The 13,890-nt window shown below is 74.3% G+C and carries 10 protein-coding genes; 5 read left to right on the top strand and 5 right to left on the bottom strand.

The features are described 5' to 3' along the window. Positions 1–43: 43 nt before the first annotated feature. Positions 44–514: an ATP-binding protein gene (locus E0L36_RS15515; protein ID WP_180930033.1), complete on the bottom strand. Its 471-nt coding sequence runs from the start codon at positions 512–514 to the stop codon at positions 44–46. A 279-nt stretch (positions 515–793) separates the two neighbouring features. Here E0L36_RS15515 and E0L36_RS15510 point away from each other — a divergent pair, with 279 nt between their 5' ends. The 3 genes from E0L36_RS15510 to E0L36_RS15500 all read left to right on the top strand — a co-directional run bounded on the left by E0L36_RS15510 (position 794) and on the right by E0L36_RS15500 (position 5,108). Continuing rightward, positions 794–1,555 (top strand): enoyl-CoA hydratase/isomerase family protein, encoded by a 762-nt coding sequence (locus E0L36_RS15510; RefSeq protein WP_180929610.1) that lies wholly within the window; start codon positions 794–796, stop codon positions 1,553–1,555. 103 nt (positions 1,556–1,658) lie between these two features. Beyond that, positions 1,659–2,522 carry a hypothetical protein gene (locus E0L36_RS15505; RefSeq protein ID WP_180929609.1) on the top strand — a complete coding sequence of 288 codons (864 nt, stop codon included), beginning with the start codon at positions 1,659–1,661 and terminating at the stop codon, positions 2,520–2,522. A 171-nt stretch (positions 2,523–2,693) separates the two neighbouring features. Then, a complete protein-coding gene (locus E0L36_RS15500; protein ID WP_180929608.1) occupies positions 2,694–5,108 on the top strand; it encodes a Tex family protein in 2,415 nt (804 codons plus the stop codon). Between the two features lie 312 nt (positions 5,109–5,420). Here the strand turns inward: E0L36_RS15500 and E0L36_RS15495 are convergent, their stop codons facing one another. Further along, positions 5,421–6,116, bottom strand: coding sequence for a nitroreductase family protein (locus E0L36_RS15495; RefSeq protein WP_180929607.1), 696 nt, complete (start codon positions 6,114–6,116; stop codon positions 5,421–5,423). A gap of 412 nt (positions 6,117–6,528) precedes the next feature. Between E0L36_RS15495 and E0L36_RS15490 the strand changes: the two genes are divergently transcribed. Then, the gene (locus tag E0L36_RS15490) at positions 6,529–8,142 is read left to right on the top strand and encodes an ABC-F family ATP-binding cassette domain-containing protein (RefSeq protein ID WP_180929606.1); all 1,614 of its coding nucleotides are present in this window, start codon (positions 6,529–6,531) and stop codon (positions 8,140–8,142) included. A 27-nt stretch (positions 8,143–8,169) separates the two neighbouring features. Here E0L36_RS15490 and E0L36_RS15485 read toward each other — a convergent pair whose 3' ends face one another. Beyond that, the gene (locus tag E0L36_RS15485; protein WP_180929605.1) at positions 8,170–9,195 is read right to left on the bottom strand and encodes an oxidoreductase; all 1,026 of its coding nucleotides are present in this window, start codon (positions 9,193–9,195) and stop codon (positions 8,170–8,172) included. Positions 9,196–9,297: 102 nt separating this feature from the next. Then, complete coding sequence (locus tag E0L36_RS15480) at positions 9,298–10,116, bottom strand: oxygenase MpaB family protein (RefSeq protein WP_258016173.1); 819 nt, start codon at positions 10,114–10,116, stop codon at positions 9,298–9,300. A gap of 690 nt (positions 10,117–10,806) precedes the next feature. Here E0L36_RS15480 and E0L36_RS15475 point away from each other — a divergent pair. After that, positions 10,807–11,655, top strand: a complete 849-nt coding sequence (locus E0L36_RS15475; RefSeq protein ID WP_180929603.1) for a MerR family transcriptional regulator — start codon at positions 10,807–10,809, stop codon at positions 11,653–11,655. Here E0L36_RS15475 and E0L36_RS15470 read toward each other — a convergent pair. Next, the gene (locus E0L36_RS15470; protein WP_180929602.1) at positions 11,645–13,828 is read right to left on the bottom strand and encodes a 3-hydroxyacyl-CoA dehydrogenase NAD-binding domain-containing protein; all 2,184 of its coding nucleotides are present in this window, start codon (positions 13,826–13,828) and stop codon (positions 11,645–11,647) included. The two genes, E0L36_RS15475 and E0L36_RS15470, sit on opposite strands and share 11 nt — an antisense overlap. Between the last annotated feature and the right edge of the window lie 62 nt (positions 13,829–13,890).

Here is a 13,890-nt window from a genome sequence, read left to right as displayed (position 1 = left end):
CGCCCCCACCCGCGCGACCCGGACCTCCGGCGCACGGGCGGCCTCACCCCGGGGAGAGGGGCAGCGCCGCCCAGACGACCTTCCCGCCCGAGCCCGTCTGGTCCACGTCACAGGCCCCGCCGACCTCGGCCGCGAGGCTCTTGACGAGTAACAGGCCCCGCCCGCCAAGGTGTTCACCGCCGGGCTCGGGGGCCAGCGCCTTGGGCCGGTACGGGTGGGCGTCCTCGACGGCGACCCGCACCCACCCGGCGCCCAGCGAGAACTCGACCCCCACCTCGGGCGAGAGCAGCGCCGCGTGCCGAACCGCGTTGGTGACCAGCTCGGAGAGGATCAGCAGCACCGAGTGCACGAGATCCTCGGTCAGCGCGACCGGCTGACGCCGCATCAGGTCCCGCACCTCGCGCCGGAGCCGGGGCACGGACGCCTCGGTGGCGGGGGCGGTGAACCGCCAGGCCCCGCCGGTGCGCGGAGGGGGAGCCGCACCCTCCCGGGGGCGCTCCCGCAGCGGCGTCATGGCCGGTGCCGGTCCGCCCACAGGCGGGGCGGCACCGCCCACCACTCCGGGGAGGTCCCCACCACGGCTCGTCATCTCCGCACCCCGCTCTCCTCGGTGTTCTTGCAGATGTGCTTGCACCGAGTGTTGGTTCACGGAGAGGACATTCCGGAGCGCTGACTGCAAGTCGGCACTTATCGAAGGCAATTGACAGATTACTTACGCCCCGGTCAGTCCTGTGACTGATCTTGCACCGGGGATATGTCCCTCCCTGACCGCGAGCGGACTACGATCCTGGCCATGGAGCAGCTGGAGGAACCGTCCCTGGGCACCACGGTGGACGCCGGGATCGCGACCGTCACGATCCGTAACCCGGCGAAGCGGAACGCCATGACGCCCCGGATGTGGCGCCAGCTCCCCGAGCTTCTCCAGAGGCTCGCGCGGGACACCACGGTGCGCGCGCTGGTACTCACCGGCGCCGGGGAGACCTTCTGCGCCGGAGCGGACATCGGTTCGCTCCGGGAGACGGTCACCGAGTCGCAGAACCTGTCCGTCGGGGCGGAGGAGGCCCTGGCCGCCTTCCCCCGCCCCACCCTCGCGGTGGTGCGCGGGCACTGCGTGGGGGGCGGCTGCCAGCTGGCCGCCGGCTGCGATCTCCGCTTCGCCGCCGAGGACGCCACCTTCGGGATCACCCCGGCGAAGCTGGGGATCGTCTACCCCGAGCCGTCGGCCCGGCGGCTGACCCGGCTGGTGGGTCCGGCGAGCGCGAAGTACCTGCTGTTCTCCGGCGAACTGATCGACGCCGCGCGGGCCCTGCGCACCGGGCTGGTCGACGAGACCCACCCGGCAGGCCACCTCGCGGACCGGGTGGCGGAGTTCACCGGGACGCTCGCCCGGCGCTCCGGTCTGACCCAGGCGGCGGCCAAGGAGTGCGTGGACGGCCGCGCCGACCCGGAGCGGGTCGCCGACTGGCGGCGTACGGCCACGGAGAGCGGCGAGGCCACCGAGGGGGTGACGGCCTTCCTGGAGCGCCGTGCCCCCCGCTTCACCTGGCCCGCCTGACCCAGCGCCCGGCTCCGGCCCGGTCCCGCCGCGAACAGCGGGCGGGCGGCCGCCGTTCGCCCCACTCCGGGACGCGGCGTCGGCCGCTCGCTAGCGTAGGCGCATGACGTCTCTCCCCGAGCGCGCCGGGCGGCGCTGCCACACGGCGCTGAACGCGCTGCACTCCTGCCTGTACTTCTCACCGGACCGCGGCAAGGAGCTCGCGCCCTACGGCGTGGAGGACCCGACGGCCGGCTACCTCGCCCTGCGGGCGGCGCCGCTCGGCGCGGTCGGCGCGGGCGCGGTGACGGCGGCGTTCTACAACTTCAACCACGCGCTGGTGAGCCGGTTCGTGCCGGAGATCTGGGAGTTCGCCTCCCCGAACACGGTGCTCGCCGCGCGCCTCCGGGCCGTGGACGCCACGCTGCGCCGACTGCTGGGCGAGGAGGCCGTCGCCGCGCCGGAGATGGCGGAGGCGGCGCGGCTGGCCCTGCGGGCCGCGGAGGGCTGCGACCGCGCGGGCCGCCCGCTCTACGCGGCCCAGGCCGACCTCCCGGTGCCGGAGGCCCCGCACCTGGCGCTCTGGCACGCCGCGACAATGCTGCGCGAGCACCGCGGCGACGGGCACATAGCGCTCCTCCAGCACGCCGAACTGGACCCGCTGGAGGCCCTGGTGACGCACACCTCCAGCGGACACGGCATGGCCCCGACGTGGGTGCTGGCCACCCGCGGACACAACCAGCAGGACTGGACGGCCGCGCGGCGGCGGCTCGTCGAGCGCGGCCTGCTCGGCGAGGACGGGGAGCTGACCGAGCGCGGCGGGGCGCTGCGCAAGGAGCTGGAGGCGGAGACCGACCGGCTCGACGCCCGCCCGTACCAGCACCTGGGGGCGGAGGGCACCGCCCGGCTCACCGAGTTGGCGGGCGGGTACGCGCGGACCGTGATCTCCTCGGGCGCCTTCCCGCCCGACCTGTTCGGCAAGGGCTGAGCGGCGGTCCGTCCGGCGCGGGTGTCCGCCGAGGCGGGTGGCGGGGAGCCGGCCGGTGCCCGCGTCCTCCGGCGTCACCGCCCGCCCACTGGCCCCCCACCGTCCGGGACGGCCTGCGACAATGCAGGCACAGCGGGATCACACAGCACCGAGAAGGCGGAACCAACCATCGTGACGACGACCATCGAAGGCAGGATCGCCGAGGAGCTCGGCGTGCACGAGCGGCAGATCCGGGCCGCTGTAGAGCTGCTGGACGGCGGGTCGACCGTGCCGTTCATCGCGCGCTACCGCAAGGAGGCGACCGAGCTGCTCGACGACGCCCAGTTGCGTACCGTCGAGGAACGCCTGCGGTACCTGCGGGAGTTGGAGGAGCGGCGCGCGACGATCCTGGAGTCCGTGCGGTCGCAGGGCAAGCTGGACGACGCGCTGGAGGCCCGCATCAACGCCGCCGACTCGAAGGCGCGGCTGGAGGACATCTACCTCCCGTACAAGCCCAAACGGCGCACCAAGGCGCAGATCGCGCGGGAGGCCGGGCTGGAGCCGCTGGCCGAGGGGCTGCTCGGCGACCCGGAGGTCGAACCGACCGCCGCGGCCGGTGCCTTCGTCGACGCGGAACGCGGTGTCGCGGACGCCGCCGCCGCGCTGGAGGGGGCCCGGGCGATCCTGGCCGAGCGGTTCAGCGAGGACGCCGACCTGATCGGGGAGCTGCGCGAGCGGATGTGGTCGCGGGGCGGCCTGGTGGCGAAGGTCCGCGAGGGGCAGGAGCAGCGGGGCGCCAAGTTCGCGGACTACTTCGACTTCTCGCAGGGCTTCACAGAGCTGCCCTCGCACCGGGTGCTGGCGATGCTGCGGGGTGAGAAGGAGGAGGTCCTCGACCTCACCCTGGAGCCGGAGCTGGAGGCCGCCGGGGAGTCCGGCCCCAGCGCCTACGAGCGGGCCGTGGCGCGGCGCTTCGGCGTCGCCGACCGGGGCCGTCCCGCTGACGCCTGGCTGGCCGAGACGGTGCGCTGGGCGTGGCGCACGCGCATCCTGGTGCACCTCGGGATCGACGTGCGGCTGCGGCTGCGCACCGCGGCGGAGGACGAGGCGGTGGAGGTCTTCGCCGCGAACCTGCGGGACCTGCTGCTGGCGGCGCCCGCCGGGACCCGCGCGACGCTGGGTCTGGACCCGGGGCTGCGGACCGGGGTGAAGGTCGCCGTGGTCGACGGCACCGGCCGGGTCGCGGCCACCGACACGGTCTATCCGCACGCGCCGCAGCACCAGTGGGACCAGGCGCTGGCGACGCTGGCGCGGCTGGCGCGGGAGCACTCGGTCGAGCTGATCGCGACGGGCAACGGCACCGCCTCCCGGGAGACGGACAAGCTGGCCGGTGAACTCATCGCCGCCGTCCCGGAGTTGAAGCTGACCAAGGTGATGGTCTCGGAGGCCGGGGCCTCGGTCTACTCCGCTTCGGCCTTCGCCTCGCAGGAGCTGCCGGAGCTGGACGTCTCGCTGCGCGGAGCCGTCTCCATCGCGCGGCGGCTCCAGGACCCGCTGGCCGAGCTGGTCAAGATCGACCCGAAGTCGATCGGCGTCGGCCAGTACCAGCACGACCTGGCGGAGACGAAGCTCTCCCGCTCGCTGGACGCGGTGGTGGAGGACTGCGTGAACGGCGTCGGGGTGGACGTGAACACCGCCTCCGCCCCGCTGCTCTCCCGGGTGTCCGGTATCGGCCCGATGCTGGCGGAGAACATCGTGGCGCACCGGGACGGCAACGGCCCGTTCACCAACCGGGGGGAGCTGCGCGGGGTGGCCCGGCTGGGCCCGAAGGCGTTCGAGCAGTGCGCGGGCTTCCTCCGCATCCGCGGTGGTGACGATCCGCTGGACGCCTCGGCGGTGCACCCCGAGTCGTACCCGCTGGTGCGGACGATCGTGCGGGCCGCCGCCACCGAGGTGCCCGCGCTGATCGGGAACGCCCCGGCGCTGCGCGCGCTGCGCCCGGAGGACTTCGTGGACGGCGCCTTCGGCCTGCCGACCGTCACGGACATCCTGCGGGAGCTGGAGAAGCCGGGCCGTGACCCGCGCCCGGCGTTCCGCACCGCCGCGTTCAAGGAGGGCGTGGAGAAGCTGTCCGACCTCGCGGTGGGCATGGTTCTGGAGGGGGTGGTCACCAACGTCGCCGCCTTCGGCGCCTTCATCGACGTGGGCGTCCACCAGGACGGGCTGGTACACGTCTCCGCGATGTCCCGGACCTTCGTCAAGGACCCGCGTGAGGTGGTCAAGCCCGGCGATATCGTGCGGGTGAAGGTGCTCGACGTGGACGAGGCGCGGAAGCGCGTCTCGCTCACCCTCCGGCTGGACGACGAGGCCCAGCCCGAATCCGGTGGGCGCGAGCGCTCCGGGCGCGGCGGTCAGCGCCGTCCGGGCGGCGCCCCACGGCAGCGGCAGGGCGAGGGCCGGGGCGGCCGGGACGCGAAGGGGAGCGGCAAGGACGCGAAGGGCGGCGGCAAGCGCGGCGGCGCGCAGGGCCGGGGCGGCTCCGGCCGCGCCGCTCCCCCGGCGAACAGCGAGATGGCGGAGGCGCTGCGGCGCGCTGGTCTGGCGTGACCCGCTAGGTCAGCAGCCGCCAGGCGACGAGCAGGGCGGCGAGGACGGTCAGCGTCGTCAGACCGAGGGCGGCGATGACCAGCCACCGCTCCTCGGTGGGCGGCCTGTCCGGCACCTCAGTCCCTCCGGCGCGGAGCGCGCGGGTGGGGCGGCGCGGCGGACGGGTCGGCCGGTGTCACTGGCGTCAACGGATTCAACACCCCCTCGCGGGGCAGCGTCGCCGGGAGACCGGCGCCGCGCAACGGGGCCCGGGTCGCCCGGGGCGGTTTCGCGCCGTTCCGGCCCCGGGCCCCGGCGCGCGGCGGCCTGTGGTCAGAGCCGGATCATGACCTCGTCCAGCGGCTTCCGCCGCAGGTCGGGGACGTGCGCGCCGGGCGCCGGGTAGCCGACCGGGATGACATAGGCGCCGCGCTCCTCGGCCGGGCGTTCACAGACCTCGTTGAGGAACCGCATGGGGCTCGGGGTGTGGGTGAGGGTGGCGAGGCCCGCCTGGTGCAGCGCGGCCAGCAGGAACCCGACGGCGATCCCCACCGACTCCTTGGTGTAGTAGGGCCGGGGTGAGTGGGGCCCCCGGTGGACCTCGAAAACGACGATCACGGCGGGCGCGGTCTCCAGAAACGGCTTGTGCTCGTCGGTGCCGAGCGGTGCGAGCGCGGCCAGCCACTCGTCGCTCGCGCGCCGTCCGTAGAACGCGCGCTCCTCGCGTTCGGCGGCCGCGCGCAGCCGCCGTTTCCGTTCGGGGTCGGTCAGGACGACGAACCGCCACGGCTGGACGTGCGCGCCGCTGGGCGCGGTGGCGGCGGTGCGGACGGCGTTCTCCAGGACCCCGTCGGGCAGCGGCCGGTCGTCGAAGTCCCGTACGGTGCGGCGGCGTTCCATGACCTCGTAGAAGGCTCGGGCGCGGGCCTCCGCCTCGTCGGCGGGGACCGGCATCGGACGCAGCGGGACGGTACGCGGCGGGGGTGGCGCGGCGAACCCGTCCGACTGGGAGGCTGTGGTATGGACCATAGGCAGCAGGACAGCACATTCGGGGGCGGGGAAAAAGACTTGCGCGGGACGCGGGCGGGCGCGTAGCTTCCGCGACTGGCCGTGTTGCCGTCGACAGGAGAGGCCGTTGCTCATCTGAGGTGCTGAGACACCGTGTGCCGTCGCGGCCACGCGTGCGCCCTCGGACGTGAGCCGAGCCTCCCTTCGCTCCCCGCTTCCCCTCCCCGCCGTCCGCGCGGCTCCCTCCGGTCCGGTTTCTCCGGATCCGTGCGGGGCCGGGACCGCCGTGGGTGTCGCGGTCACCGTGCGGGGTGGGCCGGGCCCCACTCCGGGGCGGGCCGTCCGCCGCACGGCCGGGTGTCTTCCGCCGCCGCTCATCACCCACCGCGTGGACGCGTCCCGACGCGCCACCGTGAAGCCTCCCGGGAGACCCATGAACACCCCCACCACCGCCCTCGTCTGCACCCGCCTCAGCTACGACCTGCCGGACGGCACTCCGGTCCTGCGCGAGCTGGACCTCACCACCGGGCCCGGGCGCACCGGGCTGATCGGCGCCAACGGCACCGGAAAGTCCACCCTGTTGCGGCTGGCCGCCGGGGAGCTGACCCCCACGTCCGGCAGCGTCCGGGTGGCGGGCGAGCTGGGCTATCTGCCGCAGGACGCCTCCCCGCCCGGCGCGCCACGCGTCGACGAGGTGCTGGGAGTCGCGGAACGCCGCCGCGCGCTGCACGCCATCGAGGCCGGGGCCGCGACCGAGGCCAACTTCCAGGCGCTCGGGGACGACTGGGACATCGAGGAGCGGGCCGCCGCCGTCCTCGGCCAACTCGGCCTGGGACACGTCGGGCTGGACCACGGCGTGGACCGGCTGTCCGGCGGCGAGGCGGTGCTGCTGCGGCTCGCCGCCCTGCTGTTGCGGCGCCCCGACGTCCTGCTGCTGGACGAGCCGACCAACAACCTCGACCGGTCGGCTCGGCACCGGCTCTACGAGGCGGTACGGACCTGGCGGGGGACGCTGGTCGTCGTCAGCCACGACCGTGAACTGCTGGGCGGCGTCGACCAGATCGCCGAACTCCGGGACGGCGCGGTCCGCTGGTACGGCGGCGGATACGACGCCTGGGAGGAGGCCGTCGCGGCCGAACAGGACAACGCCGAGGCGGCGGTGCGCACCGCTGAGGCGGATGTCCGGCGTCAGCGCCGGGAGTTGGAGGAGTCGCGGACCAGGCAGGCCCGTGCACGCCGGTACGGGGAGCGGGCACACGCGGAACGGCGGGCCTCCAGACTCGTGCTGAACCAGCGCAAGCGCGACGCACAGGTCACCGCCGGGAAGCAACAGGCCACGCACGAGCGTCGGTTGGAGGAGGCGAGAGAACGGCTGGACGAGGCCGCCGAACAGGTCAGGGACGACGACGAGATCACCGTCGCGCTGCCGGGCACCGTGGTGCCGCGCGGCCGGGGGGTGCTGACCCTGCGGGAGGTGGAGACCCGGCACGGCGGTCCGCTGAACCTGACGGCGCACGGACCGGAACGGATCGCGCTCACCGGTGCCAACGGCTCGGGAAAGACCACCCTGTTGCGGACACTGACCGGCGAACTGCCCGTCGTGTCCGGTGAGCTGGCTGTGCACGTGCCACTGCGGGCGCTCCCCCAGCGGCTGGACGTGCTGGACGACGAGCGGTCGCTGCTGGAGAACGTGGCGCGGCTGGCACCCGAGGCGGGTGACGAGCGGATCCGGGCGCAGCTGGCCCGCTTCCTGTTCCGGGGGCGGCGGGCCAGCCAGCCCGCGGGCACGCTGTCCGGCGGGGAGCGGCTGCGCGCGACGCTCGCGGCGCTGCTGCTCGCCGAACCGGCCCCGCAGCTCCTGCTGCTGGACGAGCCGACCAACAACCTCGACCTGTCCGGGGTACGGAGGCTGGCCAGCGCGCTCGCCTCCTACCAGGGGGCGCTGCTGGTGGTCAGCCACGACCTGCCGTTCCTGCGGGACATCGGGATCACGCGCTGGCTGCGGCTGGACGGCGAGCTGCGCGCCGTCGACCCCGACGAGCTGTGAGCCCCCGGCGGGCGGGCGGCCGGGCGGTCAGTCCGGTACCGCGGCGACCAGCACCCTGCTGGGCGCCCGCGCGACCACGTACGCGCCGCCGCGCCCGCCGTCCAGGTCCAACCGGTGCCGTCCGGGCTCCAGTTGGGCGTCGCACAGTTCGCGGGCCCGGGTGCGGTAGAGGCGGTCCAGACGGTAGACGGTCAGCTGCACCCGGCAGGCGACGTCCGTGGTGACCGTCACCGCCTCCCGGGTCACCTCCAGACCGGCGAGCTGCCGCTGCCCCGACTCCCCGTGGTCCAGGGCCTGTTCTGTCTGGGCCACCAGTACCGGGATGACCGGGGCCAGCCCCTCCACGTACGCGGCGCGGGCCCCCGCGGCCTCGAACGCGCCACGGATGGCGGTCCGTTCGTCCTCCGCGAGGCCGCGTCCGACCAACACCGCGCCGTAGCTTCGCAGTTCGTCCGGGGAGGCGCCGACCGGGGCCTCGTGGGAGATCTCCGCGCTGACCCCGATCTGCCGCAGGGCGTTGGCCGTGCGGTTCAGCACCGACGCCCGGCGGCCCACCAGCAGCACCCGCCGGGGGGCCGCCTCCGCCTCGCCCTCGGTGAGCAGCCGCTCCAGCTGGGCGCGGTACTCCTCGACGCGGAAGCGGAAGGGGCCGACACCCGGGTAGCCGTTCCGTTCCAGGTCGGCCGTCTCGTCCGTCTGCCAGGCGAAGTCCCGCCAGACGATGGTGTGTTCGTCCTCCCGCTCGATCACGGCGGTGACCGCGCCGCAGTCCAGCCCCTCGCACTCCGGGCAGCCGTACACCACGTAGCGCCCTCCGGCGAGCGGCGGCGCCGCGTCCAGCAGCAGCCGCCGCACGTGCGCGGTGAAGACGGTCGGGCCGAGGTCGGCGGCGAGCGGGGAGATGGCGTCCACGTCGTCGAGTCTCAGGAGCAGGGGCCGTCCGTCCACCACGAAGTCCAGGAACTCCCGGTGTGAGCGCAGGACTCCACCGGGCAGGACACCGCCCGTCCGCGTCGCCCGGGTCAGGCCGAAGGTCGCGTACTCGTCATGCATGAACCGAGTATCCCCGCGTGCGCACCGCCTCGCCCCCGGCGGCGGAGATTCCGGATAGTCCTGGCGACGGCCGTTATCGACCGCCGCCGCGCGGGCCCCGCCTCAGATCCGTCCGGCGCGGTGGGCGGCCCGCGCGGCCCGGGCGCGCGGCAGGAAGCGCAGCCGCTCCGGGAGGAGCGGCACCAGCGCCGCCACCACCCGCCCGAGACGGCGCAGGCGCCGCTCCTGGCGCGCGCTCCAGGGCAGTCCGATCGCCTTCCGGGCACCCGGCGGCATCAGGCCCACGGTGACGAAGGCGCGGAACCGGGCCAGCCCCGGGATGAGCACCGGCCACAGCACCCGCAGCAGCAGGCGCAGCGCGCGCGGGCCCCGGTCCGGCGGGGGCACCCGGGTGTCGACGGCGGTCAACTCCCGCACCACGCGCGTCGCTTCGAGTTCCTCCGACAGCACGCGCTCGTAGTACGGCCAGAACTCCTCCAGCGTGGGCGGCAGATCGCGGTCGTTGATGCCCAGCACCCGGCCCACGCGCAGCCATTCCGCGTACAGCGCGCGTTCCTCCGCGTCGGTGTAGGGGCGGCCGCCGAGGTAGCGGCGGCCGTGCTGGTACACCGGGAAGCCGGTCGCGTGCACCCAGGCGTAGGCGTCCGGACGCAGCGCGTGGTACGGGCGTCCCCGGGTGTCCGTGCCCTGGATCGAGCGGTGCAGCCGCCGCAGCCGCCGCCCCTCCTCGATCCCCTCCTGCCCCCCGTAGACCCAGAGTTGCAGGCTGGCGAGCGAGCGTTCACCGCGCCCCCACGGGTCGGTGCGAAAGACCGAGTACGTGTCCACCCCGGCGCCGACGGCCGGGTGCGCGACCTGCATGGTCAGCGCGGCGGGCAGCATCAGCAGCGACCGGACCTCCCCCGCCACCTCCCAGAGCATCCCCCCGGGCGGTGGCGGCTCCGGATCGGCGCGGCGCCGCGCGGCACCGCGCCCGGCAGACCCGGACGGCGTGGAGGGTCCGGCGGGCCCGGCCGCCGTGGTGCCGGGCCCGGCCCCGGTTCCGGGGGCCTCCGGCCCGGCGGCGCCAGCGACGGTGTCCGGGGTGTCCGAAGGGGGCGGGCTCTCCGGGCTCCCCGTCGCAGGTGGAGCCGGGGGCGTGCCGGGCGCGCGACGTCCGGACAGGGCGGACGCCCCGGAGCGTCCACGCGCTCCGCCCCGCCCGGCGGCGGGCGGCCCGGGGCGATCAGGGCGATCGGGGTGTGCGTTCACGCTTCCCATGATGGACCCGGCGGGCCGCCCGGCGCCCGGGCTCTCCGCGTCCCCCGCCGCCCGGCGGTGGACGGCCCGCCGGGGCGGGCGCTCCCGGCCGGGCGGGGGTGGGCGCTGGCCGGAGCGGGGAGGGTCAGCTCGGCCGGACGCGGTGCGCTGGCCAGGGCCGGACGCGGCGCGCGGATCGGGACGAGCCCGGCCCGGGCCCGGCCGGCGGCTTCCCGAGAAGCGGGCCGTGGGTTCCGTCCCGCCCGGGTAGTGCAGTACAAGAGGTGCGGTACAAGAGGTGCGGTACAAGAATGGTGAGACAGCAATACTGTTGCAGACGACCGGCGCACGTCCGCGAGAGAGGCACCGCAGATGGACCAGCAGGACGGACCGCGCGGCCACCGGCGGCGGCAGGAGCGGCACTCCCCGGACGCGCCGGAGGGCTCCGCCGCGCCCCAGGCCGACCAGCTCACCGTCGACCAGCTCGCCGCCCGCGCCGGGGTCACCGTGCGCACCATCCGCTTCTACAGCACGCGCGGGCTGCTGCCGCCCCCGGCCATCGGCCCGCGCCGGGTCGGCCACTACGGCCCGGAGCACCTCTCCCGGCTCGCGCTGATAGAAGAACTCCAGCACCAGGGCATGACCCTGGCGGCCATCGAGCGCTACCTCCAGCACCTGCCGGACGACATCAGCGCCCATGACCTCGCCATCCACCGGGCCGTCGTCGCCTCCTGGATGCCGGACACGGTGGACGAGGCGACCCGCGAGCAGCTGGAGCGGCGCGTCGGCCGCGAGCTGACCGACGAGGACCTGCGGCGGCTCGCGGCGATGACCGTGCTGGAGAGCACCGAGGATCCCTCGGTCTTCCGGGTCGACCCCGGGCTGCTGCACCTCGGCGTGCGGCTGCTGGACGTGCCCCTCTCCCAGGAGGTCATCCTCGCCGCGCGCGAGGTGGTGCTGGAGCACAGCCGTTCCACCGCCCGGGAGCTGAGCAGGCTCTTCCGGGACGAGGTGTGGATGCCCTACCGGGAGCGGGAGGCGGACCCGGAGCGGGTGGCGGAGATGCGGTCGCTCTCCGCCCATATGCAGCCGATGGTGATGCAGGCGCTGGTCACCGCGTTCCAGCGGTCGATGAAGGAGGAGCTGCGGGACGCGTTCCCCAAGGAGCGCGCCCCACGGCCCTCCGCTGACCCGGCCGAGCCGGACCCCGTCAGTCGCTGAAGGTCTCGCCCCGGGCGGCCTTCTCGGCGAGGAGCGTGGGCACCGCGAAGCGGTCGCCGTAGCGCTCCTGGAGTTCCCGGGCACGGTCCACGAAACCGGCCGGCCCGCCCTCGTAGCCGTTGATGTACTGGATCACGCCACCGGTCCAGGCGGGGAAGCCGATGCCCATGATGGAGCCGATGTTGGCGTCCGCCACCGAGGTCAGCACGCCCTCCTCGAAGAGCCGGACGGTGTCCAGGGCCTCGCTGAAGAGCATCCGCTCGCGCATGTCGCGCAGCGACGGCAGCTCACCGCCCGCGCTCCCGAAGTGCTCGCGCAGCCCCGGCCAGAGCCCGGCGCGCTGGCCGGTCTCGTCGTAGTCGTAGAACCCGGCGCCACCACTGCGGCCGGTGCGCCCGAACTCGTCGATCATGCGGTCGATGATCGCGTCCGCCGGGTGGTCGGGGTAGTCGACGCCCTCGGCGAGCAGGGCCTGCCTGGTCTCCTGCCGGATCTTCCGCGGCAGGGTGAGAGTCAGCTCGTCCATCAGCGAGAGCACCTTGGCCGGGTAGCCCGCCTGGGCGGCGGCCTGCTCGATCGAGGCCGCGGGGACGCCCTCGCCCAGCAGCGCCACCCCCTCGTTCATGAAGTGCCCGATGACGCGCGAGGTGAAGAAGCCCCGCGAGTCGTTGACCACGATCGGGGTCTTCCTGATCTGCCGCACCAGGTCGAAGGCGCGGGCCAGCGCCTCGTCCCCGGTCCGCTCACCACGGATGATCTCCACCAGCGGCATCTTGTCGACCGGGGAGAAGAAGTGCAGTCCGACGAAGTCCGTGTCCCGGGTGACGCCCTCGGCGAGCGTGGTGATGGGCAGGGTCGAGGTGTTGGAGCAGAGCAGCGCGTCCGGCGCCACCACGTCCTGGATCTCCTGGAACACCTTGTGCTTGAGCGCGGGGTCCTCGAAGACGGCCTCGATGACCGCGTCGCAGCCCGCGAGGTCGCCCGGGTCCGCGGTGGGCGTGATGCGTGCCAGCAGGGCGTCCCGCTTGGCCTCGGTGGTGCGGCCGCGGGAGAGAGCCTTCGCGAGCAGCCCCTCGGAGTACGCCTTCCCCTTCTCGGCCGCCTCCGGGGTGACGTCCTTCAGCACGACCTCGATACCGACCTTCGCGCAGGAGTAGGCGATCCCGGCGCCCATCATCCCGGCGCCGAGCACCGCCACCCGGCGCACCTCGCGGTGCTCGGGGCCCCGCGGGCGGCTGCGGCCCGCGTTGACGGCCTGGAGGTCGAAGAAGAACGCCTGGATCATGTTCTTGGAGATCTGGCCGGTGACCAGCTCCACGAAGTACCGCCCCTCGATGACCTGCGCGGTCTCGAAGTCGACCTGCGAGCCCTCCACGGCCGCGGCGAGGATGTTGCGCTGAGCCGGGTAAGGGGCGCCCGCGGTCTGCTTCCGCAGGTTGGCGGGGAACGCGGGCAGGTTGGCGGCGAACTTCGGGTGCGTCGGGGTACCGCCGGGGATCTTGTACCCCTTGACGTCCCAGGGCTGCTGGGACTGGGGGTTCGCCTCGATGAAGGCCCGCGCGGCGGCGAGCATCGCCTCCTCGGTGTCCACCACCTCGTCCACCAGGCCGATCTCCCGGGCCTTGGCGGGGAAGTACTGCTTGCCCTCCAGCAGCACCTTCAGCAGCGCGTCGGCGACGCCCAGCATGCGCACCGTCCGCGTGACGCCCCCCGCGGCGGGGAGCAGTCCGAGGGTGGCCTCGGGAACACCGATCTTCGCGCCCGGCGCGTCGACCGCGACCCGGTGGTGGCAGGCGAGGGCGATCTCCAGACCGCCGCCGAGCGCCGCGCCGTTGATCGCGGCGACGACCGGCACGCCCAGCGTCTCGACGCGGCGCAGGTCCCGCTTGATGCCCATGCCCAGCTCGAAGGCCCGCTGGGCGTCCTCGGGCTGGATCTGGATCAGTTCGCGCAGGTCTCCCCCGGCGAAGAAGGTCTTCTTGGCGGAGGTGACGATGACCCCCCGCACGCTGTCCCGCTCGGCTTCCAGACGGTCGGCGATCGCGGTGAGCGAGGTCTTGAACGCCGCGTTCATGGTGTTGGCCGACTGGCCGGGGTCGTCCAGGGTCAGGGTGACGATGCCGTCGGCGTCCCGGTCCCAGCGGATCGTGGTGGACTCGGTGGACTCAGCCATGTCTCGTTCTCTCCATCAGTCTGCGGTACGGGGCACAGCCCCGGAAGGAGGGGGCCGGGCTG

The sequence above is a fragment of the Streptomyces sp. AJS327 genome (genome assembly GCF_013450295.1).
In the GTDB taxonomy this organism is placed as follows: domain Bacteria; phylum Actinomycetota; class Actinomycetes; order Streptomycetales; family Streptomycetaceae; genus Streptomyces.
This window is presented reverse-complemented; position numbering and strand designations above follow the sequence as displayed.

Coding starts and splice junctions, on each gene's coding strand:
- E0L36_RS15505 (WP_180929609.1), top strand. CDS start 1,659: ATGACGTCTCTCCCCGAGCGCGCCGGGCGGCGCTGCCACACGGCGCTG.
- E0L36_RS15480 (WP_258016173.1), bottom strand. CDS start 10,116: ATGCTCTGGGAGGTGGCGGGGGAGGTCCGGTCGCTGCTGATGCTGCCC.
- E0L36_RS15485 (WP_180929605.1), bottom strand. CDS start 9,195: ATGCATGACGAGTACGCGACCTTCGGCCTGACCCGGGCGACGCGGACG.
- E0L36_RS15475 (WP_180929603.1), top strand. CDS start 10,807: ATGGACCAGCAGGACGGACCGCGCGGCCACCGGCGGCGGCAGGAGCGG.
- E0L36_RS15515 (WP_180930033.1), bottom strand. CDS start 514: ATGACGCCGCTGCGGGAGCGCCCCCGGGAGGGTGCGGCTCCCCCTCCG.
- E0L36_RS15490 (WP_180929606.1), top strand. CDS start 6,529: ATGAACACCCCCACCACCGCCCTCGTCTGCACCCGCCTCAGCTACGAC.
- E0L36_RS15470 (WP_180929602.1), bottom strand. CDS start 13,828: ATGGCTGAGTCCACCGAGTCCACCACGATCCGCTGGGACCGGGACGCC.
- E0L36_RS15510 (WP_180929610.1), top strand. CDS start 794: ATGGAGCAGCTGGAGGAACCGTCCCTGGGCACCACGGTGGACGCCGGG.
- E0L36_RS15495 (WP_180929607.1), bottom strand. CDS start 6,116: ATGGTCCATACCACAGCCTCCCAGTCGGACGGGTTCGCCGCGCCACCC.